A 23,702-nucleotide genomic window follows, 5' to 3' on the forward strand; every position below is an offset into this window, starting at 1 on the left:
CAGTGGACACCCCGGCCGCCGCCAAGGCCCTGACCGAGGCCGCCAAGGATGCCGATATCGACGTCCGCTGGCGTGCCGTCGGCGCACTCGGCACGTTCGGCGAAGCCGCGATTCGCCCACTGTTGCTTTCCCTGCACGACAGTGAGCGGCGCGTCCGGGTGGACGCGCTGGCCGCGCTGCAGGTGATCGGCCCAGCGCACCCCGACGCCCTGCTGGCCGCTCTGCGCGAGCCGGACGCCCGCATGCGGGTGGCGGCCGCAGAGGCAATCGCCGCGGTAGGACCGGCCATGGCGCCCGGACTGGTGGCTGCGCTGACCGACGAGGATGTGGACGTGCGGTGGCGCGCGGTTCAGGCGTTGCGGACATGCGGCGATCACCATGCCGTGCCGGCACTGACCCGTGCCACCACCGACGAGCACGCCCTGGTCCGCCTGGCAGCGGTGGAGACACTGGGGATCATCACCTCAGGCGACGGTGTGTCGGTTCTGACCACGGCTTTGTCGGATCAGGACGGTGACGTGGCCGAGGCAGCCGGACTTGCGTTGGTCGCAAGATTCGAGACCAACGCGCTGTCCGGAATACTTCGTGATCGTCGGGGACCGGTGCAGGCGCGGGCGGCTCGTGCCCTTGCGGTGGTCGGGTCAGCCGATATTAGAAGCCTGGTGATGGCCCTGAACAGTTCGCATTTGAGCGTGCGGTCGCGGGCCGTCGAGGCGCTGGCCGGTTGTGGTGGTGCCGCGGTGCCGGAGCTGGTGGCCTTAGTGTCTTCTGGACCTCACTGGGATTCCGCCACGAAGGTGTTGCGGGCGATCGGTGAGCCGGCGGTGCCCGAAATGGTGAAGCTGGCTGACCAGGCGTCTAGGCTGAAGCGGTCTGCGGCGGCATGGGCGCTTGCTGGTAGCCGTTCCGATGAGGCGCGGTCGGTGCTCGCACGGTTCCTGCACGACGGGGATGGCGGAATTCGGATGTCGGCGGCACAGAGCCTCGGTTCAATCGGGCGGCCGGCGCTCCGGGCGTTGTTCCGGACCATGCAACATCCCGACCGTTTGGCACGGGAAGCGTCAGGCGTCGCGCTACGAGCGATCGGCGAGCACGCGATTCCGGGGTTGCTGCGATTGGCCAGTAGTGATGACGCGGAAATATGCCAATGTGCGGTGGAGGTGCTGACCGAGATCGGTACGGCGCAGGCTTTGTTCGGGTTGTCGGAGTTGGGATTGCTGGATCAGCCGAGGAAGTAGGTGACCCGGAAGTCCAGTTGGCCGGCGCCGCCTTCGTGCAGGGCGACCGCGCAGTCGGCGACGATCGTCTTGGCGTCGACGACCTCGGGTGGATTGTTCTCGCGGTCGCACTTGACCGTGTAAGCATCCTCCGGCTCGTCGCCGCCGAGAGCGCCGGTGCGCCAGAGGATGGACAGCAGGTCCTCGAGCTCCTCCCGGATGCGGTACCACAGCTTCTCGTCGTGGGACTTCTCGAAGATCACCCAGTTTGTGCCGGCCCGGATGTTGCGAGCGATGAAGTTCATCAACCTGCGGGTGCGCAGGTAGCGCCACGTCGGGTCGCTGGACAGGGTGCGCGCTCCCCAGACCAGCGCGCCGCGGCCGGGTTGGGCGAGCAGCGCGTTGATTCCCATGGGATGGAGCACCTCCTGTTCCTTGAGCAGGAGGTCGAGCTCGAGCCAGAGCGCGCCCTGGATCGGCTCGTTGGCAACGTGGCGGTCGACGTCGCTGCGGGCGTGGACGCCGGCGAGGTGGCCCGACGGCGGGACCAAACCCGACGACGGGGTCGCCGGCCCGTCGAGAACCCTGATCCACGGGTAGTAGAGCGCCGCGAACGCCGAGTTGTACCCCATCGTCTCCCGCCATTCCCTGACCTGGCGCGCGGACAGGCCACGGGGGGTGTCGTGGATGGCGACCCGACCCGTCACCTCGGCGTGGGTGATCAGCCCGAGTTGCACCGCCCTGACCGACTCCAGGTCCAGATGCGGTAGGCCCATGAGATCGGGGGCGGCGACGACCGAGATCTCCTCGATCGCTTCCATGCCGGCGAGCCCGGATCGCTGCTCGTGGTCGCCGAGGAAGTCGGCGGGCCTCACCTTGGCGGGGTCCCCGTTGTTCACGTCGACGACATAGCAGGCCTGCCCGCCGTTGGCGAAGAAGCCGTGCACCGCGTGCCAGAGATACCTTCCGCCGGAAGGATCGAAGAAGAACTCCCGCTCGAACTCGTTCCAGTTGTTGTACCGCGTCGCCTTCCGCTCCGGGCTGGTGCTGGACACACCGAGGAAGCCGGCCACCCCGTGCTCGGCGGACCAGCGTTTGAGCGGGCGTGGCCCGGCCTCGGTGGACCGGTCGTCCGGGAGGACCCGGGTGCCGAGGTAGAGCGGGTCCCGGGGAGCGATCTCCTCCACGTAGACCCCGGGCCTCAGGTAGGTCGGCATGCCGGAAACCTACAGTTTCATCTGGAACGGCTGATGTTCGCCGCACGTCCGACGATTCACCTGGTGGGACGACCGGTGAGGGGTGAGGGAGATGGACCAGCCGTGGGGCTTATCGGGGCCGCAGTTCCTCGCGCTGTACGCGATGGGGTTCGCTGGGGCGCTCGTGGTGATGTTCGTGGTCCAGGCGCTGCTGGCGCGAGTGGGGCCGCGGGGTGTGGGGGCGGACGTCCGGCTTGACGTGTATGAGGCGGCGTATCTGGCGGGTGGGCCGCACCGGCTGGTGGACACCGCGGTCGCGGCGCTGGCGTTGCGGGACAAAGTGCTGGTCAACCGGCGTGGGCGGCTGACACCGGTGGAGGGGGCGACGCCGAACGATCCGGTCGAGGCGGCGGTGGGCGGGGTGGTGCGCCAGACGATGTCGCGGGGAGCGGTGCACCGCAGGATGCGCAACCACCCGGCGGTGCTGGCGATCGACGAGCGGCTGAGGTCCCAGGGGCTCCTGCTCGACGGTTCGCGGGCACGGCTGTGGCGGCTGGCGGTGGTGCTTCCGGTCGCGGTGTTCCTCGTCGGGGTGGTGCGCGCGATCAACGGGATGAACCTGCATCGCCCGACCGGCAACCTGCTGGTGCTGCTGTCGCTCTCGTTTGTCGTGGTGTTCTGGGTGCTGGCGCGCCGGCTGGCGGTGCGCTACCGGCCCTCGTCGGCGGGCCGGGCGGCGTTGCGGGTTCTCAGAAAGGAACACCGTGCCCGCGACGGGCGGAACGGGAGCGTGGATCTGCAACTGGCCGGCGTCGCGGTGCTCGGCTACGCCGCGATCGCCGACCCGACGCTGCGCACTTCGCTGATTGGCTCGAACTACTCCTCGTCCGGCGGCGATTCCGGCGGCGGCTGCGGGGGCGGGGGCTGTGGCGGTGGTGGCTGCGGCGGCGGGGGGTGCGGGGGATAATGGCGCTACGCCAGCGAGCTAATGGGTTGGAAACAGTCCCGGCGGTCGGCATCGGCTGGCGGCCGGAGATCGACCTCACCGTCGAGCGCCTGCCCGGCGTCGAGTTCGTCGAGGTCATTGCCGAAGCCGTTCGTCCCAGCAGTGCGCCCGACTCCCTGCGAGCGCTGCGGGCCCGCAAGATTCCAGTTATCCCCCACGGGGTTTCCCTATCACTCGGCGGAGCGGAGCGCCCGTCGCCAGACCGGCTGCGCCACCTCGCCGAGTGCGCCGACGCACTCGGCTCACCGCTGGTCAGCGAGCACATCGCGTTCGTCCGCGCGCATGGCCGCGACGCCGGGCACCTGCTGCCGGTGCCGCGGACCCGCGCGAGCCTCGACGTGGTGGTGGAGAACGTGCGGATCGCGCAGGACGCGCTCGGGGTGCCGCTCGCGCTGGAGCATATCGCCGCGGTGCTGGCCTGGCCCGAGGACGAGCTGACCGAGACCGCGTTCCTCACCGAGATCCTCGAGCGCACCGGCGCGCTGCTCCTGCTGGACGTGGCGAACCTGTACAGCTCCGCGGTCAACTTCGGCCTCGACCCGGTGGCCGCGCTGGATTCCCTGCCGCTGGACCGGATCGCCTACGTGCACGTGGCCGGTGGCACGCTGCGCGACGGCGTCTGGCACGACACGCACACCCATCCGGTCAGCCAGCCCGTGCTGACACTGCTCGCCGAACTCGCCGCTCGGACCACACCACCCGCGGTCATGCTGGAGCGCGACGGCCACTACCCGCCAGCCGCCCTGCTGGCAGAAGAGCTGGCGTCGATCCGGTCTGCCGTCGGCCGCGAACCGGGCGGTCCCAGCGCCGAGGTCACGGTGCCCGAGCACGGCCGGGTGCGCCCGGAATCCGTTGTGCCGCCGGCTGCTCGGCAGGACCTCGGCGAGCAGCAGCACCGGCTGGCCGACGCCCTGGTCGGCCTGACCGAGCCACCGCCCCGGTTCGATGCCAACCGGGTCGGCGTGGCCCGCGATGCGCTCACCGCCAAGCGGGCCAGCGCCGTATTCCGCCACGCACCAGCGGTCGCTGAGGCCCTAGGCGACCACCTTGGTCCGCTCTTTGTCGAATACGCCCGCGCCCAGTCCAAACCAGACAGCGACGCGGCCGCCGACGTCGCCGCGTTCGTCGCCTACCTGCGCGCTACCGGCCACCTCGCCGGCAGCCGGCGCCGACCCCGGCTGGTTACGACGGCTGGCTCAGTTCCCGGGCGAGGGTGACCAGCTCGCGGGCGTCGGCGTCGAGGTCGTCGGTGGCGGGGATCGCGACCGGGACCGGGTGGTGCGAGGCCGGGACGCCCGAGGCGTGCGCGTGCAGGCCGGCGCGCAGCCGCTCGGCCAGGGAGCCGTTGCCGTTGGTCGCGAGGTAGGGGCTGACCCGCAGCAGGCCGTCCCGGCATTCGATCACGCGCCGGTAGTAGCGCCGGTGCACCGACCGCAGGCTCAACGTGTCGCGCCACCGGCTGGACGGCACCTGACCGAGCGCGTCCTCGGGGAACCGCTGGTGCAGCAGTGTCCACAGTGGAGCGAGTTGGTGGTAGACGCGGCGGTGCTGCCACCACACCCGGACCGCGGCCAGCCGCATGTGGGTGAACGGGTAGACGAAGCCGATCATGAAGATCACGCTGCCGGGCAGGAGGAGATACAGCCCGATCGGGAACGTCCAGGCCGGCACGGCCACCCCCGACCACCGAGCGATGGTCGCGATGACGAACCAGGCCTCGCCGGCCGCCATCGCGGCCAGGCCGAGTGAGGCCAGGGCGAGCCCGAAGCGCAGCCGTGGCTCGGCACCCCGGGCGTGCCGGCGGGTCCACCGGAACGCGCTGCCGAACGCGAGGCCCATGTAGAGGTTCGGGGTCACGTACAGCGCCGCGATGGTGATCTGGTCGAGCGGCCCGGCTCCGGGTTTGGCGTACGCCAGGGTGGCCGCGTCGTACCGGAGGCCGGCGGGCATCAACAGGACGGAGCCGACCAGGATCACCGCGGCGGCGGCCATCGGGATCGCGTGCCACCAGGCCTGCCGGCGCGCGGCCGGCCGGTCCAGTGCCGAAAAAATGTAGAACAGGATCAGTCCGTAGGCGCCGGCGAGCATGCCCAGGTGCTGGATCAGTCGCGACACGATCGGCGCCAGGCCGAGGAATGTGAGACCTCTGATGGCCGCGCCGCCGAACACCATGGTCAGCGAGAACGACGCGATCGTCGCGGTCACCCCGCGCAGCGGCACATTTTCCGGCGCCTTTACCAGCAAATACAGCAGTATCGCGAGCACCAGGATAGCTACCGTCGCTTGCAGCGTCACCAATACCGTCACAGCCACCATCCCGTCGCCGAAGTCCGTGCCCCGCGGCGGGTGACACCTTATTCCTGAATGGCTCCACTGGCGATCATCGGTTTCGCGGGCGAGGAAATATCTGGGAGCGCTCCCAGAACCCGGCACAAGCCGGTACCAGGACCATGGCACAGCTCCCTTGATGCGCCACGGCCCTGGCCCGTGCCGGCTCGGCCGGTCGCTCGCTGTGCTGGCGGCCAAAACCCGGCAAACGGCTCGCGCCGCGGTCCGTGCACGGCGCAGTCAACGTCCACAACGGACAAACATCGCGCTCCCTTGCTAGCCTGGGAGCGCTCCCAGAACAAGTGTGTCTCACCTTGCTTCATCGGTCAAGAGCGGGACGGCGGGTGCCGGCCGGAATCGTCCACCAAGTGAACGGCATCGTGCACGCGGCGGCGGCGATAGTCGCCTCATGCGATCGACAACGAAGCCGATGCGTTCTGTTCTTGCCGCGATGGCCGCGCTGGCGATCGCGCTTCCGGCCCGGGCCGATGCCAGCCCGCCGGAGGTTTCCCCGCTGGTCGACGCCCCGATCGGGTTCGCCGCGGTGAACGCGCTCGGTCAGAACGGGACGACCGGTGGCGCGGCCGGGCCGACCGTCACCGTCACCAACGCCACGGATCTCGCGCACTACGCCGGGCTGAACACCCCGTACACCATCCTGGTATCCGGCCGGATCACGTTCGACGACATGATCACCGTGGTGGCCAACAAGAGCATCCTCGGGCTCGGCTCCACCGCCGAGATCTCCGGCGGTGGCCTGCAGATGGGCTCCACCACCCGGCCCGGCAACAACGTGATCGTGCGGAACCTGCGGTTCACCAACGCCTCCGACGACTCGATCAGCGTGACGAACTCCGCCCACCACGTGTGGATCGACCACAACGACTTCTCCAACGGCTTCGACGGGCTGCTCGACATCAAGCGGCAGTCCGACTTCGTCACCGTGTCCTGGAACCACTTCCACGACCACAGCAAAACGGCTCTGCTGGGCCATTCGGACACGTTCACCCAGGACGTCGGGCACCTGCGGGTGACCTACCACCACAACTTCTTCGACGGCTCCGAGCAGCGCCACCCCCGTGTCCGGTTCGGCGAGCCCGTGCACGTGTTCAACAACTATTACCTGAACAACGGCCTCTACGGCGTCGCGTCCACCATGAACGCCGGCGTCCTGGTCGAAGGCAACTACTTCCAGAACGTGGCACACCCCAGCCACGTCGGCTACGAGAAGAGCGGCCCCGGCCGCCTGGTCGAGCGCAACAACGTCTATGTAAATTCAGGTCTTCCTGAGACAGCCGGGTCGGTGGTCGAACCACGCACCTATTACCCATACATCCTGGACAACCCCGCCGACGTGCCGACCGTCGTACGAAACGGCGCCGGCGTCGGCCATGTCGCGGCGCCAGTCGCGACGGCTGTTCTCCTGGCCAACACAGTAGACGGCTTCGCCGCCGTCAACGCGTTGGGCCAGAACGGAACCACCGGCGGCGTCGGCGGCCGCGTGGTCACCGTGACAAACACCGACCAGCTCCTGACCGCCATCGACACCGTAGGCCCACTGATCATCCAGGTGCAGGGCACCATCAACATCACCAGCAAGCAGGGTGTCCGTCCCAACAAGACCATTGTCGGGCTCGGCACGTCCGCGGTGATCAACGGTGGTGGCCTGGACTTCCACCGCTCGTTCAACGTGATCGTGCGCAACATCCGGTTCACCAACGCCGAGGACGACGCGGTGAACATCGGCCAGAACTCGCACCACATCTGGGTCGACCACAACGAGTTCTCCGGCGCGGTCGATGGTTCGGTGGACATCGTGCGGGGCGCGGACTATGTGACCGTGTCGTGGAACTGGTTCCGGGGCACGGACAAGTCCATGCTGCTCGGCCATTCCGACGGCAACGCGTCCGAGGACACCGGTCACCTCAAGGTGACCATCCACCACAACTTCTTCGACGGCTCAGTGCAGCGCCACCCGCGGCTGCGGTTCGGCGAGCCGGTGCACGTGTACAACAACTACTACCGGGCGAACACGTTGTACGGCGTGGCGTCGACCATGAACGGTGGCATGCTGCTGGAGGGCAACTACTTCGAGAACGTCGCCTTCCCGTGCTACTCCGCGAGCGGCTACGCGGACTCCGGGCCGGGGCGGTTGGTGCAGCGCAACAACGTCTTCACCGGCTCCGGAACGTGTGAGGTCAACGGCAGCGTGACCGAGCCGCGAAACTTCTATCAGTACACAGTGGATACTCCGGCGAACGTCCCCGGCATCGTCCGGGCCGGCGCCGGCGTCGGAAAGATCTAGGGGTCGCCATGGACAAGAGGCTTTCGACCACACGGATCCTTACGGTGACGGCGATCCTCACGGCGATCAGTGCCGTGACTTTCGCGCTGATCACCCTCACGAACACGCCCGCCGCGAGCGCCGCGACGCTGTTCACCGACAACTTCGAGGACGGCAACCTGGACGGCTGGACCCGTTCGGGCGGCAGCTGGTCGGTGGGCACCGACGGCAGCCTGGTCGCCGTGCAGAGCAGCACCAGCAGTGACGCCAGGATGCTGGCCGGGCAGTCCACGTGGACCGACTACTCCGTGCAGGTCCGGGCGAAGGCGTTGTCCTTCAACGGATCCGACCGGTTCGTGGCGGTGCTGGCCCGGGCCCAGAGCGCGACCAGCTACTACTACCTGACCCTGCGCAGCAGCAACACGGCCGTGCTCAGGAAGCTGGTCAACGGCTCGTCGACGACCCTGGCCTCGATCCCGTTCACGGTCACCACCGGCACCTTCTACACGCTGTCGATCACGGTGTTCCAGAACACGGTGCGCGGCATCGTGAACGGCACCCAGGTCGGCCTCGTGACGGACAACCAGTTCGGCACCGGCCGGGCCGGGGTGGCCACGTTCAACGCCAGCGCCGAGTTCGACGACATCGCGGTCAACTCGATCGACAACACCACCACCGAACCGCCGCCCACCACCACGACGACCACGACCACCGGTCCGCCGCCCCCTCCGCCGGCCGGGATCATGGGCTACGCCACGTTGAACGGGCTGGGGCAGAACGGAACCACCGGCGGCGCCGGCGGTCCGACGGTCACCGTCAGCTCCCCGGCGGCGTTCCTGACCGAGATCGCCACGCCCGGCCCGCGGACCATCCGGGTGCAGGGCATGCTCACCCTGCCCGGGCCGATGCACGACGTGACCTCGGACAAGACGATCGTCGGGGTCGGCTCCAACGCCGGGATCAGCGGCGCCGGCCTCAACGTCGGCCTGCCGCTCTCCGACACGCCCACCTCACCGCCGGCCAACGCGGTGAAGAACGTGATCATCCGTAACCTGATCTTCCAGAACGCCGCCGACGACTCGATCAATGTGCAGATGTTCAGCCACCACGTGTGGATCGACCACAACGAACTGCGCCCGGCCAACGACGGCTCGGTCGACATCAAGCGCGGCTCGGACTTCGTCACCGTGTCCTGGAACCACTTCGTCGGCACCGACAAGACCATGCTGCTCGGCCACGACGACGACAACGGCGCGCAGGACACCGGCCGGCTGCACGTCACCTACAACAACAACTGGTTCGAGAACACGCAGCAGCGCAACCCGCGGACACGCTTCGGCAACGTCGTGCACGTGCTCAACAACTACTACGCGGCGGTCGACGACTACGGCGTGGCGTCCACAATGAACAGTGCGGTCCTGGTCGAGGGCAACTTGTTCGAGAACACCGACTCCCCGTGCGAGCTCGGCCAGGGCGACTCCCCGCCCGGCGCGCTGCGGGCCGTCAACAACGCCTTCGTCAACTCCGGCACCTGCGCGACCGGTGGCACCGTCGGCGGCGTTCCGTACTCCTACACCCCGCAGAACCCCAACAACGTCAAGGCCTCCGTCACCGCGGGTGCCGGCGTCGGCCGGATCGGAGCCTGACATGAACAGGCAGGCCAGACTGGCCGCGATCGCCGCGGCCGCAAGTGGGATCCTCCTCATCGTGGCCGCCGTGCTGGCGACATCCACGGCGTCGGCCGCCATCCTCTTCCGTGACGACTTCCAAGACGGAAACGCGGACGGCTGGACGAAGTCCGGCGGTAGCTGGTCGGTGGTCACGGACGGAACGTCGGCCTGGCGCCAGTCCGGCACCAGCGCGGACGCCCGGGCGCTGGTCGGCTCGGTCTGGTCCGGCCAGAACATGGCGGTGCGGGTGAAGCCGACCGGATTCAACGGATCGGGCCGGCATGTCGCGGTCACGGCCCGGGTGCAGAACACCAGCAATTACTACTACCTGGCCCTGACCAACAGCGGCTCGATCGTTCTGGGCAAGCGGGTTGCCGGTGGGTTCACCCCGCTTGCCTCGGTGCCGGCCACCGTCACGATCGGGACCTGGTACACACTGCGGCTGGAGGCGTTCGGCAACACGCTGCGCGGCTTCCTGGGCGGCACCCAGGTGGTCGCGGCGAACGACACCACGTTCGCCACCGGTCGGGTCGGCCTGGCGACCCTCTTCGCCAGCGCAACCTTCGACGACGTGATCGTGACCGACACGCCGGAGCTGGGCAATCCGCCGACCACCACGACCACCACCCCACCCCCTTCCGGCTCCTGTGACACGTCGGCCCAACCCGCCGGCTTCGCCTCCGTCAACGCCCTCGGCCAGAACGGCACCACCGGCGGCGCCGGCGGCCCCAAGATCGAGGTCGACACGGTCCCGGAGTTCCTGTCCGCCATCGCCACGCCCGGCCCACTCAACATCTGCGTCCGCGGCATGCTCGCGCTCCCCGGCCCGATGCACGACGTATCGTCGGACAAGACGATCGTGGGCATCGGCTCCGCCTCCGGCTTCACCGGCGGCGGTCTCAACATCGGCCTCCCCAACGAGGACATCACCACCCCACCCGCCAACGCCATCCACAACATCATCGTCCGCAACCTCAGCTTCCGCGATTTCGCCGACGACGGCATCAACGTGCAAATGTTCTCGCACCACATCTGGATCGACCACAATGACCTGTCCAACGGTTTCGACGGCACCGTGGACATCAAACGCGGCTCCAGCTACGTGACCGTATCCTGGAACCACACCCACAACCACACCAAGAACATGTTGCTGGGCCACGACGACTCCAACGCCGCCCAGGACGTCGGCCGGCTGAAGGTCACCTACCATCACAACTGGTACGACCAGACTCCGCAACGGAACCCGCGGGTGCGGTTCGGTGAGCCGGTGCATGTCTACAACAACTACTACCTGCACAACACCGATGTCGGCGTTGCCTGTCAGGCGAATGCCGGGTGTTTGGTTGAGGGTAACTATTTTGAGAATGTCGAGGAGCCGGTGACGAACCATTACGCCGGGCCGTCCGGCCGGTGTGTGGCTCGGAACAATGTGTTCACTGGTGCCGAGCCGGGGCAGCCTGACTGCAGTGGCAGCGTGCAGGAGGCTCGTGATTATTATTCGTACACTTTGGATGATCCCAATACGGTGAAGGCTGCGGTGATGGCTGGTGCTGGGGTTGGGAGGATCTAGGCTGGGTTGGTAGGGCTGGGCGCCGTCTTTACCTGGGTGCCCTACCGGGGTCCGTCGGAACGCCGGGGTGGTCCCGTTGGTGGGGCTGGGCGCGGCGTTCCGTGGCAAAGGTTGTGGACAGACTCGGCCGTGGGCGGCCTCCTCTGTCCACAACCTTTGCACCGAGGTGACGTCTCCCGCACTCAGCGGACCGGTCACCGCGATGGCCGGGCTGGCAGGGAGGGTGGCGGTTGGCGGGTGGGTTGGGGTGGTGGTCGCCTTCTTAAAGATTCAAAAATTTTAGGGGAGGAAAGACAAAGAAGGCGCTGCGGCGCCGCCTGCGGCTCGCCGTAGCGCTCGCCGGTGCCGGTTGCGTTCCTGTCTCGCTGTGGCGGGGTGGGTGCGTTGGTGGAACAACCTTGCTCAGTCTGCCAACTGGCGGCCGATGTCGGGACTGGCACCGGCGAGCGGCACGGCGGGGCCGCAGGCGGCGCCGTGCCGCCTCTCTTGTCTTTCCCATTTTGAATTTTAAATGTTTTAGGAAGGTGACCGTCACCGCATCCCACTCGTCACCGGTGCTGTGTGGTGCCCGATCGGCTATCGCGGTGACCGGCCCGTTGAGTGCGGGAGACGTCGGCTCGGTGCACAGGTTGTGGGCAGGGCCCAACTCGCCGGTGCGCACCCCGGGGCCCTGTCCACAGCCTGTGCGGCGCAACGCCGGGCCCAGCCCACCCAAGGTGACCACCCCGGGCGTTGCGACGGAGCCCGGCAGGGCACCCAGGCAGAGAAGGTGCCCAGCCTGGTTAGTGCACCGGTTCAAGGATCGAGACCGGCAGCCGAGTGAAGCGCTGCCCCACTGGACTGACCCAGTCGAAGGTGCCTTCCGCGGTTTGGGTGATCTGCCACCCCGTCAGGTGCCGCAACCGGTGATGCCGCGGACACAACGGATCCAGGTTCGTGGCGCAGGTGCAGCCGCCTTCGGCCCAGGGCACGGTGTGATCGACCTGGCACTGGTGCGCCGGCTTCATGCAGCCCGGGGCGATGCAGGTGTGATCGCGCACCTTGATGTACTCGGCGAGACCGTCGGGTGGGCGGTAGGTGCGCCGCTCGACGTCTTTGACGGTGTTGGTGATCGGGTCGAGGAACACCCGCCGCCAGATCGCCTTACCCTGTGCCAGTTCGCGGCAGCGTTGGGCGGTGATCGGGCCGTAGCCTTCCAGGATTCCGGGGTCGTTGGTGACTCCAGCCAGGGTGGTGGCCGGGACATGCAGGTAGGCGTGGACTTGGACGCGGCTGTCGAATTTGCCGAGGATCATGTCCAGCAGCAGGTCATAGCGCAACTCATCGAGGTCGCGTTCGTCGCCGGCCGCGCGCAACTGGTGGGCCAGCACATCCAGCACGATCCAGGCCTGGTAGAGCCGGTCACCCTCGCCGATCGCGGTGAGTTGACCCGACCCGTCTCCCGGCTGGAAGCACACGCGGCGTTCGCGTTTGGCGTAGAGGCGGCGTTCCTCGGCGGCGTCGGGGTCGGCGCGGTCGCGGTGGTAGCGGGCCCGGGCGCGCAGTTGGGCCACGGTGCGGGTCTCCGCGGTGGGCAACACCTTGGCCTCCACCCCACGCGCGTCCTCGAGGTTGAGCGGTTCGGTGACCTCCAACAGGGCGCGGGCCTTGACCACATCAATCCGGCCCTCCTGCAACGCAGCGAAGGTGTCCGGCAGCCGCTCCGGCAACTCGACGGCCAACGCCAGCTGAGCGCCGGCGTAGCGGCTGCTGATATGCAACGCCATCGCCAACTCATCCGGCACCGACCGCGTCGCATGATCACCATCGTTTTCCCGCAATTCCTGATAGCGGGCAAACAACACCAACTTCCGGCCCTCCAGAACCGCGATCTGACGATTCACCCCCGCCAGATCATGCAAGACTTGAAGTTCAGGAGAAATCCCCACAGTCGTTGTGCTCACGTGTTCGATACTATCCCATAAGCAAGATCCAGAATGGCTGCGAAAATCACACGATTAGGTGATCTCGGCGAGGAGTTTGCCGGCGGCGTCGTAGGCGCGGATCATGCCGCGGGGGTAGTTGTCGGGGATGGCCCAGGTGCTGGGGTGCACCATGCGGACCAGGAACGTGCCGTTGGCGAGCGCGGCGTTCACGGTGACGGATCCCTGGGTGTAGGTGACCTTGGCGACCTGGTCGCTGATCCGGCCGCCGGCCAACTCGGTTCCGGGCAGGCCGCGGTAGATCGTCTTGTTGCCGCGGACGTCGCCGCCTGCCTGGTTGCCGGCGGTGTCCACCGCGATCGGGCCGGGCGGTGGCCAGGTGGGGGTCAGCACGCCGTCGAAACCCGCGTTGTACGGCATGCTCGGCCAGTCGAGGTCGCAGTTCAGGACGGCGTGCTCGCCGTACAGCAGGGCGAGCCGGCCGGCCTGGTCCTGCATCAGGTTGTACAGCCGGACGGTGTCGCGGGTGTCGGTCAGCCCCGGCGTCGGGGGGTTCTGGCCGCTGCTGGCGCCGAAAGCGCTGGCGCCGCAACCTTGTTCGATCGCATGACGGTCTGATGTGGACAATCCGGGGAAGACCGGCTCGGGTCGGCCGCGAGTGCTGGTGGGCGGTGGTGGTGTGGTCCGGGTGGCGGCCGGTTCGGTCAGCCGGGTGTGCCGGTCCGGCACCAGCCAGACGGCGAGGGCCACCACGGCGAGCACGGCCAGGGCGGCCGCGAGCACCGGTACGAGCCGGCGGCGGTCGCGGCGCGGTGTGGTGGCGGCGCGCTGGAGCTCGGCCCGGATCTGGGCGTGCCGGTGCGGCGGCAGGTCGCGGGCGGGGGGGAGCACGGCGTTCATCGGTCCTCCTGGATTCCGGACGGCACGGTGACGACCGGCTCCGGCTCGAGCAGCGCGGCGAGGCGGGCGCGGGCCTTGCTGACCCGGGCCCGCACGCTCGTCTCGGTGATGCCGAGCACCGCGGCGGCGTCGGGGTACGGCACGCCGGACCACACGCACAGCGCCAGCGCCTCGCGCTGGGCCCGCGGCAGCCGCCGGGCCGCGGCGAGCACACGTGCCATGCGCCGCTCGTCGTCGACCCGGTCCGCCACGTCGTCCGCGTGATCGGCGACCGGGCGGTCGGCGGGCACCCGTCCGGACAGCCGCAGCCGGCGGGCCAGCGCGCGGCGGTCGTTGCGGACCACGTTGGTGGCCACGGCGAGCAGCCACGGCAGCGCCGACTCGCGCACCAGCGTGACCTGCGCGCGCTTGCGCCAGGCCAGCAGGAACGTGGCCTGCGTGTGGTCCTCGGCGGCGGCCCAGTTCGCGGTCAGCCGGAAGCAGTGGTTGTACACCGCCTTGGCGTGCCGGTCGAACAGGACCCCGAACGCCGCCGCGGACCACAGCTCACCGTCGGCCGTCTCGGTCGTCATACCCATTCGTGTCCGCCCACCCCACCGATGTTGCCACCGGGCAACCTGGCGGGGTGATCCCGCGTCCTTGGGTCTAACTGTTCCGTAGGACGCGGGAGGTCCGATGCGGACAATGATGATTGCTGTGTTGATCGGGCTCGCGGTCGCTGCCTGTTCGGGGAGTCCGGAGCCGGCCGCCCCGAACGCCACTTCGACGACCACCGCGCCGCGGGTCGTGGGCACGCCGTCCACAGTGGATAGGACCGGTCCGTCCGAGGCCGTCGCGGAGTGCCTGGAGACGCGAGGTTGGGACACTGGGCCGAAGGAGGCCGCGCCGTACAGCACCGACGCGCTGTACCTGGTACGGGCCGGGCAACATGAGTGCTTCGACCGGGTGGTGTTCGACGTGAACGGAGCGGCCGCGGTCGGTTACTCGGTGCGGTACGTGCCCGTGGTGGCCGAGGACGGGTCCGGCAAGCCGATGCCGGTACCGGGCTCGGCCGCGCTCGAGGTCGTGGTGCACGCGCCGGAGCAGGGCTACGACGACTCCGGGCACCAGCCGGGCGTCGTGCTCGCGCGGTCCGGTGACTACTTCTACACGGAGAGCCAGCTCGCCGGCTGGCGCAGCCTGCGCGCGGTGCGGTTCGCCGGTTTCTTCGAAGGCCAGTGCACGATCGCCGTCGGCGTCGCGGAGACGTTGCCGTTCACCGTGTCCACGTCGCTCGACGGCGCCACCCGGCACGTGGTGGTCGACGTCGCGCACCCGGTCAGAAAATGACGACCGACCGGAGCACCCCGCCCTCGTGCATTTTGTCGAACGCCGATTCGACGTCGCCGAGACCGATTTCCTCGGACACGAAGCCGTCGAGGTTGAGCCGGCCGCTGCGGTAGAGGTCGACCAGCATCGGGAAGTCCCGGGTGGGCAGGCAGTCGCCGTACCACGAGGATTTCAGTGCGCCGCCGCGGCTGAACAGGTCGATCAGCGGCATCTCCAGCGTCATGTCCGGGGTGGGCACGCCGACGAGCACCACCGTGCCGGCGAGGTCACGCGCGTAGAACGCCTGCTTCCAGGTCTCCGGGCGGCCGACCGCGTCGATCACGAGGTCCGCGCCGAACCCGCCGGTGAGCTCCCGGATCGCCTCGACCGGATCGGCCTCGGCGGCGTTGACCGTGTGCGTCGCGCCGAAGTCCTTGGCCCAGCTAAGTTTCCGCGGGTCCACGTCCACCGCGATGATCGTCGCCGCACCGGCCAGCCGGGCGCCGAGCACCGCGCCGTCGCCGACCCCGCCGCAGCCGATCACCGCCACCGAGTCGCCCCGCCCGGCCCCGCCGGTGTTGATCGCCGCGCCGATCCCGGCCATCACCCCGCACCCCAGCAATCCCACCGCCGCCGGCCGCGCCTCCGGGTCGACCTTCGTACACTGTCCGGAGTGGACCAACGTCTTCTCCACGAACGCTCCGATCCCCAACGCGGGGCTCAGCTTCGTGCCGTCCTCCAACGTCATCGGCTGCGCCGCGTTGTGCGTGTCGAAGCAGTACCACGGCTTGCCGCGCAGGCACGCCCGGCACCGCCCGCACACCGCGCGCCAGTTCAGCACCACGAAGTCGCCCGGCGCCACGTCCTCGACGCCCTCCCCGACCGCCTCGACGACGCCGGCCGCCTCGTGCCCCAGCAGGAACGGAAAGTCGTCGTTGATGCCACCCTCGCGATAATGCAGATCGGTGTGGCACACCCCGCACGCCTGCACCTTCACCAGCGCCTCACCCGGCCCCGGCTCCGGCACCACCACCGTCACCAACTCGACCGGCGCACCCTTACCCCGGGCGATGACGCCCTGAACCCTCTGCTCCACAGAGATCAACGTAGTGCAGCCCGGGTCATGCACACCAGAACCCCGATACAGATCGAACGTCATCGTTCGAGCACGGGCGGGACAGCGATCGGCGGATCCTGCGCTGGAGCGGGCGGGCTGGTAGCTGGGGTTGCGGCGCGCAGTACTCGGCTGGGTATGGGCTCGCTCAGATGCTGGCCGTTTGTCGTCTGGTCGGCCGGTGTGGCTGGGACCTCGAGGACATCGAGGATCGTCAGCGGTTCCTCGGCAAGCTGTGGTTGATGATCGAGTTTGAGTTGCTGAGCGGCGGTGAGCTGGTGGACTACGAGATGGCCGTCATTCTTGACGAGGAGTAGCGCCCCAATCCGGATCACCGCGTTTTTCTGGTCTTTCAGCGATGCGATCAGCGGGCCGACGTGCTTCATCATCGTTGCGGTATTGATGGCATCGTGGCGCTGGACCGTGCTCGCCTCCAGACCGTGGAGCGCGGTATCGCGAACCTCCTTGGCCTGCGAGGTTGACAGGACGGCGCGCGTCCGCCGAAACCTGGGCCTCATTGTGGATCCAGCTGTTCAATGTGGCCGCTGATGCGCGCCAACAGGCCCTCGACCGCACGTTCGACGGTCGCATAGCCGGCGCCGTCCTCTACATAGATCGTCACCGGGATCGACGACGTGGTGGGGTCATCAGCTCGCAGAGGTGTTCCAGAGCGGAAAGATCCGCTGGGGTAACTGTCAGGTGGTACGGGAACGCCGCCAGGGTCGCGCCCGAAGGAGGGTGGTTCTGCCGCCGGGGGCACTCCTGAGATGACATATTCGCTGGGGTAATCGTGGGTACCGGTGCCAATATGCCTGTCAGTGCTCGCCGCCGGAGGAGTGCCCCGGCCGACGTAGCCGTCGGACACGACCGGGGGACTGCCCGAGCCGATGCGGTTGTCAGGTAGGGCCGACGGACCGCTGGCATCGTGGTGACCGTCGGTCGAGGGCATCGTGGCTTTTTCGGGATACCCCTCGTTGTCCCTGGTGTCCGGCTTCGGTTCGACAGCTGAGTCCCCGCCCATGTCCGCTCACCTCGTAGACGCCGTGGGATGTGTTCCTATCCGTCGAGATTCTATATCTCCGAGTCGTCGAGATTGAGGGTGACGTTGCGGCCGAGGAGTTTTCTGGCTGCGAGAACGATGATCCCGATGGCCAGCCAGATGAGACCGCCGATCTTGGCTTTGGTGTCGATGCTGTAGAGGACGTAGCCGACGATGACGAAGCCGATGGCGGGGACGGCGAGGTGCATGCCGAAGGTGTGTTGGTGTTGCTTGATGAGGTGGTAGACGGAGACGGAGAGGTGGAGGAGCAGGAAGGCGACGAGGGCGCCGAAGTTGACGAGGGTGGAGAGGAAGGCGACCTGGCCGACGAAGACGAGGCCGAGGAAGAGGGAGAGGGCGGCGACCAGGAGGACGGCGCGGTCGGGGACGCGGCGGTGGGGGCTGATGTGGGCGAGGAACTTGGGGAGGGCGCGGTCGCGGGCCATGGAGTAGAGGAGGCGGGAGGTGGCCGGCCTGGGCGACGAGGCTGTTGGCGACGGCGGCGGCGAGGGCGGTGGTGACGGCGACGACGGTGAGCATCCACTGGCCGGCGGCGATGCCGGAGACCGTGTAGAAGGCCGTGGCGGATTCGGGGTCTCCGAAGGACGTTTCGCCGGGGACGAGGAGGGAGGCCAGGTAGGTCTGAAGGACGAAGAGGAAGGCGACGAGGCACAGGGAGAGCATGGTCGCGCGGCCGATGAGTTGTTTGTTGCCGGCGACCTCTTCGGACATCGTAGAGATGGCGTCAAAGCCCAGAAATGACAGCATCGCGATGGACAGGGCGCTGAACATGAGGCCGGGGGAGAACTCGGCGGAGTTGAAGAACGGGGTGAGCGACCAGTGGGCGCCGTTCTTGCCCTGGGCGATGGCGACGACGGCGAGGACGACGAAGAGGCCGAGGATCACGATCTCGCCGAAGAGGAAGGCGCGGTTGGCCCAGGCAGTGATCTTGATGCCGGCGAGGTTCACCACCGTGTTGAACACCACGAAGATGATGATCCAGACCGATTGGGGGACGACGGTGGCGAGGGCGACGGCGCCGGTGACGTAGAGCAGGGTCGGTACCAGCAGGTAGTCGAGGAGGATGGCCCATCCGGCGACGAATCCCGCGCTGTCGCCGATGCCGCGCTGGGCGTAGGAGTAGACCGAGCCGGCGATCGGGAAGGTGCGGCTCATCGTGCGGTACGAGAGCGCGGTGAAGATCATCGCTACCAGGCCGATGAGGTAGGTGAGCGGGACCATGCCGTGGGAGGCGTCGAACACGAAGCCGAAGATCGCGAACGGGGCGATCGGGACCATGAACACCAGGCCGTAGACGATCAGGTCCCACAGGCCCAGGGAGCGTTGCAGCTCCTGCTTGTAACCGAGCCGGTTGAGCTCGGTTTCGGCCGACTGCCCGGCGGTGACCGGGGTGGGCGTGGCCGTCTGCTCACTCATGGTCGTTCCCCTTTACGCGTCGCAGGTGTCAAGGAACTCGGTGACCAGGGTGTTGAAGCGCTCGGTGTCCTCGATCTGCGGGAGGTGGCTGCAGTTGTCCAGGATTTCCCAGCGCACGTCGGCGATGTGGTCGTGGTACGGCTTGACGGTGGCCGGCGTGGCCTCGTCGTGCTCGCCGCTGATCAGCAGCGTGGGTGCGGTGATCGCGCCGAGACGGTCCACAATGGACCAGTGGCGCAGGGTGCCGATGACGTGGAACTCGCTCGGGCCGTTCATGGTGTGGTAGACGGTGGGGTCCTCGTCCATGGCGGCGAACGTGCGGGACAGCTCGTCCGGCCACGGCACCCGGCAGACGTGCCGGTCATAGAAGACGCGCATGGCGTCGCGGTATGCCTCGCTGTCGGTGGTGCCGGCGTTTTCGTGGGCGCGCAGGGTTTCCTCGACCTCGGGCGGGAGCGCCGCCCGCAGCCGGTCGGCCTCGGCGGACCACAGCTCCAGGCTGGCCGGCGAGTTGGAGATCACCACCCCGCGCAGACCCGGGGGTTGCAGCGTGGCGTGCTCCGCGGCCAGCATGCCGCCCCACGACTGGCCGAGCACCAGGTACCGGCCGGCGATGCCCAGAGTGTCCACAAGGGACTTGAGTTCGTCCAGGAACAGTTGCACGGTCCAGAATTCCGGCGGCTTGTCCCGCAGATGCGTGGACCGGCCGTTGCCGATCTGGTCGTAGTGGACGACCGCCCGCCCGGTCTCGGCGATGGCCGCGAGCGGGAGCAGGTAGTCGTGGGTGCACCCCGGGCCGCCGTGCAGGACGACGAGCGGGGCCTTGCCGGCGGACAGGTCGCCGGTGATCCGGTACCAGGTCTGATAGTCACCGAACTTCGCGGTGCCCTCGGTCACGGGTGCTGCCATGCGGGCCTCCCCATCGGACCCCCCGATCAAGCACCCTGCCGCAGGCCCTACCCGCCGGCAAGCTCCTTTCGACGGGAATTAACGGTCAAGCAGCCCATATCGGACAGCCTGCACCAGCGCACTTACGTCACAGCACAAGGACGTCGTGGTGTTCTTCGAGTCCCGCACCTGGTCGAGCGTGCCCATGACCTCAACGCAGTTCGCACCGTTCTGACTACGACTTGACTTTCGCCACGAGTGTTCACCTATCACGATGGTTCTCCATTCGATTGCGTAGATCGGCTATGCGGCGATGTCACATGAGGGAAGCACGGCACCGGCTCTGCTCTCGGCCGGTTCGACCGGGCCCGTTCCCGGCGATGATTTCACATCACTGAGGGAGCGGTCTGCATCTAGGCGCCGAACGGGTGTACGCGTGGCTGGGTGACCTACCCGGAATGGAAGGTGTCGTCGTCCTGATCCTGAAGATGCTGCTGACCTGGTCCACCTTTGTCGCCATGCTTACCTATGTGGTCCACGATCTCTACCTCTCGGTGCGCCGGATCTGGGGGACGTCGTGACCGCGTGGCGTCGCATCGCCGCGACCGCGCTGCCGACCGGGCGTCTCGCCCTTGAGGGCGGTCGTGGGCTGGTATCGCGAACCTACCTGGCGCGGGCACTGATCGCGCTGCTGATCATCGGTGGCAACGGCGTCATCACCATCGTCGCGGTCGGCGTCGCCTCACTCTGGAAGTAGATGGGCGTCGACGCGTTGATCGGGCTGATATCGGCGATCGTCGGGGGTGTGGCCTTCCGGCTCATGACCACGAGGCCGCGGCGGCGGCCCGCGTCAGCCGGCCCGGCTGGGCGGAATCTCCATCGTTTGAGGTTGCCCATCCTTGTCGGAAGCGGAGCCGCGGCCGCGATTGTTTTCGCGTCCGCCATCGGGTCCGGCCCGACCGACGGTGGCCAACCCGACCCGGGCAGCGCCTTGCTACTGACCGCCCGGACCATCGGGTTGGAGTTGAAGCCCGCCAACATCGTGGTGCTAGTCGACGAGTCCGGGAGCATCAGTCCCCAGGACATGCTCCGCGAACGAGAAGCGGCCACCCTGATCGCGAACGCCGAGCTGTCCCCGAAGTCCGTTGTCTCGGTTGTCGGGTTCGCCAGCAGTGCCGTGGGTTCGCCGGCGGTCGAGATGGTGTGCCCGCCGACCATTCTCGCCGGAGCGGCGGAGCGCGAGGACCTCGCGCGGTGCATCGGGGCCTTACACAAAAGAAGCAGGACCGAAGGTGACGAGACCGACCACGTCGCGGCCCTGCGGCAGGCGCTGTCGGTTCTCCGTTCGGCTGATGGGGTGAAACTGGTGTTCCTGCTCACAGACGGGAAACTGGACGTCAGCGACAGCCCGGAATGGGGTGACACAGCGCAGAACCGCAACGCCGCTGCGCGCGCGGCGCTCATCCAAACCCTGGCGGAGGCGAAAGATCATGGCGTCCAGATCTGGCCGATCGGGTTCGGCCAGGTGGACGGCCCGGCGCTCAACGAGCTCGCCGGCGGCGGGTACCAGCAGACGTGCGGCCCCACCTCGGCTCCACCCAGCCCGACGTTCGTGGCCACCTCGGCGGACATCGCCGCCGCACTGCTCCGTGCGTTCGCCTCGGCGCGGTGCGCCGATGTCGGCGCCGTTGACAGTGAACTGGAATCCGGCACGAAACAGGAGGTGCGGGTCATCATTCCACCCGGAGTCACGAACGTGTCGATCATCGTCGACAAGGGCGGAAGCTGGGTGCGCGCGGACTTCGTGGACCCGGACGGCCGGGCGGTGCCCAGGTCTGGCTCCGAACTCAGCGGCGCGTATCAGGTCAGCGAGACCGGCGAATCCCGCCTCGTGTTGCGGATTTCCAGCGCGGCGCCCGGCACCTGGAAGGTCCGGTTCACCTCCCCGGCGGGCGCGCCGACCGCGAAGATCTCAACCACCGTCGCCTAGGAGGGCGCTGAATTAGGGCGCTTCTGGGCTGGTCGCTGGGCGGGGCTGAGGCGGGTAGTCGGGTGCAGCGGGCGTATGAGGGGATGGTTGGCGTGGGGGGTAGCGGTGTGGGCTGTGGGTGGGCGTCTGGGTGGGCCGGTGGGGGGTCGGCTCGGGCCTGTTGGTGGTCCTTTTGAGGCCTCGTGGGTGGTCTGGTCAGGTGGTCTGGGCTGCCAGAACCCAGACTCCTGCCGTGCGGGTGAGCCCACGGCTGAGGAGGTTACGTAGGTTGAGGGCGGCGGTGCGGTGGGTGAGCCAGGCGTTGTTTTTGGTGGTGCCGCGGTAGCGGAGTGTGAGGCGGCGGCCACCGAGGTTGGCGATCTGGGAGATGACTCGTTCCACGTTGGGTCGGTACTTGCGGTACTTCTCGCGTAGTTCGGGCTTGTCGGCCCAGTCGCGTCGGGCTTGGCGCAGCAACGCGTCTTGTTGGTGCAGAACGATCTTGCGGCCGGTCTTGGCTGTGGTGCACCGCGGTTGTAGCGGGCAGCCGCGGCACAGCTTGCCGAAGGCCGCCGTCCTGGTTTTCTCGCTGATCGGGCGGGTGTGACCGGCTGGGCAGCCCACCGTGCCCGCCTGCTCATTGACGGTGAAGTCGTCGATGGTGAACCCACCCTCCACGGGCGGCTGCACGGGTTTGGGTTTGATCACCGCCTCGTCGGCATCGGTGTCGTCGATCGCGGCACGCAGATCCCCTGTGCCGTAAGCGGAATCCCCGTACCACTCGCACGGGTCGCCTTCGGCGTCAAGGAACTTCTCCGCCACCGCGGGATCGGAGTTCTCCGGCCCGGCGGCCTTGGTCACCTTCTCGTCGGTGATGATCCCGGTCTCGGGTTCGGCTGCCACGTGCGCCCGATACCCGTCGCGGCGGTTCTCCGGCGACTTGCGGGTGTGCCGCGCATCCGGGTCCACAGTGGACACCACCCGGTCCGGGGCGACCCGCCGCGCGATCCGCCACCTGCCATCGGTACCGTCCGAACCTTCGGCCGGCACGACATCCTGACCGGCGACCAACGCCAGCAACGCCAACGCGAACTGCGCGTCGCCCTCCAATTCGGCATCCACCAACGCGGCCACCAAGGCGTTGGCGTCGTTGACCAACGCCGACACCAGCGCATCCTTGGCGGCTGGGTCATCCCAGTCGATCCTCGGCTTGTCCGGCCGGCGGTAGTCATGGCCGGTGCACACCACCGCGATCTGCTCGAGTGCGCCGGGCACCTGCCGCCCGACCCGCCGGATCGCCGAGATCAGCTGCGTGATGGTGTCCTGGGTGGCCACCGCATCAGCCAGGATCGTCGAGTCCACCGCACGCCTACGGCGACCACGCAGGATCCCGGTCTCCTGCACCACCTTGCGCACCGCGTCGTTGATCCGGTGCGGCCGATCCGATTTCGCCAACCGCCGCCGCCAGTACACCAACGTGGACGCATCGAACCCCGCATGGTCTAACGCCATCCCGGTCGCGACCTTCCACCGCAGATCACACCGCGCCGCCTCAGCGGTCTCCCGATCCGAGAAATCATGCAACGTCTGCAACACCAAGATCGAGGCCATCACCGACGCCGGGATCGACGGCCGGCCCTTACCCGACGGGAACAGATCCTCAAACTCCCCATCAGCAAACAGATCCAGCCGATGATCAGCCAAGAACGCGAACATGCTCCCCGCCGCCACCAGATGACCCACCAGCGCCTGCGCGTCCAACAGCTCCCGATCAGCACGCTCCACACCCTGCACGAACCGATCCTCCCAGCTCAGCCCCACATTTCGAGCCGACACGCCGATTATTCAGCGCCC

At 68.0% G+C, this 23,702-nt stretch carries 22 protein-coding genes and 1 pseudogene; 10 read left to right on the plus strand and 13 right to left on the minus strand.

Annotated elements, in window-relative coordinates; genetic code table 11:
• Nucleotides 1-1,238 (plus strand): HEAT repeat domain-containing protein (locus VGR06_RS34930; RefSeq protein ID WP_327563471.1); only part of this gene is annotated, 1,238 nt, incomplete at its 5' end.
• Here VGR06_RS34930 and VGR06_RS34935 read toward each other — a convergent pair.
• Nucleotides 1,223-2,434, minus strand: coding sequence for a phage tail sheath family protein (locus tag VGR06_RS34935; RefSeq protein ID WP_327563472.1), 1,212 nt, complete (start codon nt 2,432-2,434; stop codon nt 1,223-1,225). The genes VGR06_RS34930 and VGR06_RS34935 overlap by 16 nt on opposite strands.
• 91 nt (nt 2,435-2,525) lie before the next feature.
• Between VGR06_RS34935 and VGR06_RS34940 the strand changes: the two genes are divergently transcribed.
• Both VGR06_RS34940 and VGR06_RS34945 read left to right on the plus strand, forming a co-directional pair.
• A complete protein-coding gene (locus VGR06_RS34940; RefSeq protein WP_327563473.1) occupies nt 2,526-3,380 on the plus strand; it encodes a TIGR04222 domain-containing membrane protein in 855 nt (284 codons plus the stop codon).
• 26 nt (nt 3,381-3,406) lie between these two features.
• Nucleotides 3,407-4,636 carry a DUF692 domain-containing protein gene (locus VGR06_RS34945; protein WP_327563474.1) on the plus strand — a complete coding sequence of 410 codons (1,230 nt, stop codon included), beginning with the start codon at nt 3,407-3,409 and terminating at the stop codon, nt 4,634-4,636.
• Here the strand turns inward: VGR06_RS34945 and VGR06_RS34950 are convergent.
• On the minus strand, nt 4,602-5,684 hold the full coding sequence (locus tag VGR06_RS34950) for an MAB_1171c family putative transporter (RefSeq protein WP_327563475.1): 1,083 nt from the start codon (nt 5,682-5,684) through the stop codon (nt 4,602-4,604). The genes VGR06_RS34945 and VGR06_RS34950 overlap by 35 nt on opposite strands.
• Before the next feature lie 493 nt (nt 5,685-6,177).
• Here VGR06_RS34950 and VGR06_RS34955 point away from each other — a divergent pair, with 493 nt between their 5' ends.
• The 3 genes from VGR06_RS34955 to VGR06_RS34965 are packed head-to-tail and all read left to right on the plus strand — an operon-like array spanning nt 6,178 to nt 11,271.
• Nucleotides 6,178-8,052, plus strand: a complete 1,875-nt coding sequence (locus VGR06_RS34955; RefSeq protein WP_327563476.1) for a pectate lyase family protein — start codon at nt 6,178-6,180, stop codon at nt 8,050-8,052.
• 44 nt (nt 8,053-8,096) lie between these two features.
• Entirely contained in the window at nt 8,097-9,677 is a 1,581-nt protein-coding gene (locus tag VGR06_RS34960) for a pectate lyase family protein (protein WP_327563477.1), read from the plus strand.
• A gap of 1 nt (nt 9,678) precedes the next feature.
• Nucleotides 9,679-11,271, plus strand: a complete 1,593-nt coding sequence (locus VGR06_RS34965; RefSeq protein WP_327563478.1) for a hypothetical protein — start codon at nt 9,679-9,681, stop codon at nt 11,269-11,271.
• Between the two features lie 782 nt (nt 11,272-12,053).
• On the opposite strand, the gene VGR06_RS34970 is transcribed toward VGR06_RS34965, so the two are convergent.
• The 3 genes from VGR06_RS34970 to VGR06_RS34980 are packed head-to-tail and all read right to left on the minus strand — an operon-like array spanning nt 12,054 to nt 14,665.
• A complete protein-coding gene (locus tag VGR06_RS34970) occupies nt 12,054-13,214 on the minus strand; it encodes an HNH endonuclease signature motif containing protein (protein ID WP_327563479.1) in 1,161 nt (386 codons plus the stop codon).
• Nucleotides 13,215-13,268: 54 nt separating this feature from the next.
• Nucleotides 13,269-14,093: a hypothetical protein gene (locus tag VGR06_RS34975; protein ID WP_327563480.1), complete on the minus strand. Its 825-nt coding sequence runs from the start codon at nt 14,091-14,093 to the stop codon at nt 13,269-13,271.
• Entirely contained in the window at nt 14,090-14,665 is a 576-nt protein-coding gene (locus VGR06_RS34980; protein WP_327563481.1) for an RNA polymerase sigma factor, read from the minus strand. The genes VGR06_RS34975 and VGR06_RS34980 overlap by 4 nt, the downstream gene beginning before the upstream one ends.
• Nucleotides 14,666-14,768: 103 nt before the next feature.
• On the opposite strand from VGR06_RS34980, the gene VGR06_RS34985 reads away from it, so the two are divergent.
• Entirely contained in the window at nt 14,769-15,422 is a 654-nt protein-coding gene (locus tag VGR06_RS34985) for an AMIN-like domain-containing (lipo)protein (protein WP_327563482.1), read from the plus strand.
• Here VGR06_RS34985 and VGR06_RS34990 read toward each other — a convergent pair.
• The 7 genes and pseudogenes from VGR06_RS34990 to VGR06_RS35025 all read right to left on the minus strand — a co-directional run bounded on the left by VGR06_RS34990 (nt 15,412) and on the right by VGR06_RS35025 (nt 20,152).
• A complete protein-coding gene (locus VGR06_RS34990) occupies nt 15,412-16,497 on the minus strand; it encodes an S-(hydroxymethyl)mycothiol dehydrogenase (protein ID WP_327563483.1) in 1,086 nt (361 codons plus the stop codon). The genes VGR06_RS34985 and VGR06_RS34990 overlap by 11 nt on opposite strands.
• A gap of 59 nt (nt 16,498-16,556) precedes the next feature.
• Nucleotides 16,557-17,033, minus strand: coding sequence for a hypothetical protein (locus VGR06_RS34995; protein ID WP_327563484.1), 477 nt, complete (start codon nt 17,031-17,033; stop codon nt 16,557-16,559).
• Complete coding sequence (locus tag VGR06_RS35000; RefSeq protein WP_327563485.1) at nt 17,030-17,536, minus strand: hypothetical protein; 507 nt, start codon at nt 17,534-17,536, stop codon at nt 17,030-17,032. Before VGR06_RS35000 ends, VGR06_RS34995 begins: the two co-directional genes overlap by 4 nt.
• 50 nt (nt 17,537-17,586) lie before the next feature.
• Entirely contained in the window at nt 17,587-18,000 is a 414-nt protein-coding gene (locus tag VGR06_RS35005; RefSeq protein ID WP_327563486.1) for an amino acid permease, read from the minus strand.
• Between the two features lie 100 nt (nt 18,001-18,100).
• Nucleotides 18,101-18,991, minus strand: a pseudogene (locus VGR06_RS44140) (APC family permease); the annotation flags it as partial.
• Nucleotides 18,992-19,003: 12 nt separating this feature from the next.
• A complete protein-coding gene (locus tag VGR06_RS35020) occupies nt 19,004-19,900 on the minus strand; it encodes a proline iminopeptidase-family hydrolase (protein ID WP_327563489.1) in 897 nt (298 codons plus the stop codon).
• A gap of 78 nt (nt 19,901-19,978) precedes the next feature.
• Nucleotides 19,979-20,152 (minus strand): DUF397 domain-containing protein, encoded by a 174-nt coding sequence (locus VGR06_RS35025; RefSeq protein WP_327563490.1) that lies wholly within the window; start codon nt 20,150-20,152, stop codon nt 19,979-19,981.
• A gap of 155 nt (nt 20,153-20,307) precedes the next feature.
• Here VGR06_RS35025 and VGR06_RS35030 point away from each other — a divergent pair, with 155 nt between their 5' ends.
• The 3 genes from VGR06_RS35030 (at nt 20,308) to VGR06_RS35040 (ending at nt 21,869) form a co-directional block, all read left to right on the plus strand.
• Nucleotides 20,308-20,460, plus strand: a complete 153-nt coding sequence (locus VGR06_RS35030) for a hypothetical protein (protein WP_327563491.1) — start codon at nt 20,308-20,310, stop codon at nt 20,458-20,460.
• The gene (locus VGR06_RS35035; RefSeq protein ID WP_327563492.1) at nt 20,457-20,636 is read left to right on the plus strand and encodes a hypothetical protein; all 180 of its coding nucleotides are present in this window, start codon (nt 20,457-20,459) and stop codon (nt 20,634-20,636) included. Before VGR06_RS35030 ends, VGR06_RS35035 begins: the two co-directional genes overlap by 4 nt.
• 132 nt (nt 20,637-20,768) lie before the next feature.
• Complete coding sequence (locus VGR06_RS35040) at nt 20,769-21,869, plus strand: vWA domain-containing protein (protein WP_327563493.1); 1,101 nt, start codon at nt 20,769-20,771, stop codon at nt 21,867-21,869.
• Between the two features lie 195 nt (nt 21,870-22,064).
• Here VGR06_RS35040 and VGR06_RS35045 read toward each other — a convergent pair whose 3' ends face one another.
• Nucleotides 22,065-23,642 carry an IS1182 family transposase gene (locus VGR06_RS35045; RefSeq protein WP_327563494.1) on the minus strand — a complete coding sequence of 526 codons (1,578 nt, stop codon included), beginning with the start codon at nt 23,640-23,642 and terminating at the stop codon, nt 22,065-22,067.
• Nucleotides 23,643-23,702 lie beyond the last annotated feature (60 nt).

The sequence above is a fragment of the Actinophytocola sp. genome (assembly GCF_036002505.1).
Taxonomy (GTDB): domain Bacteria; phylum Actinomycetota; class Actinomycetes; order Mycobacteriales; family Pseudonocardiaceae; genus DASYTH01.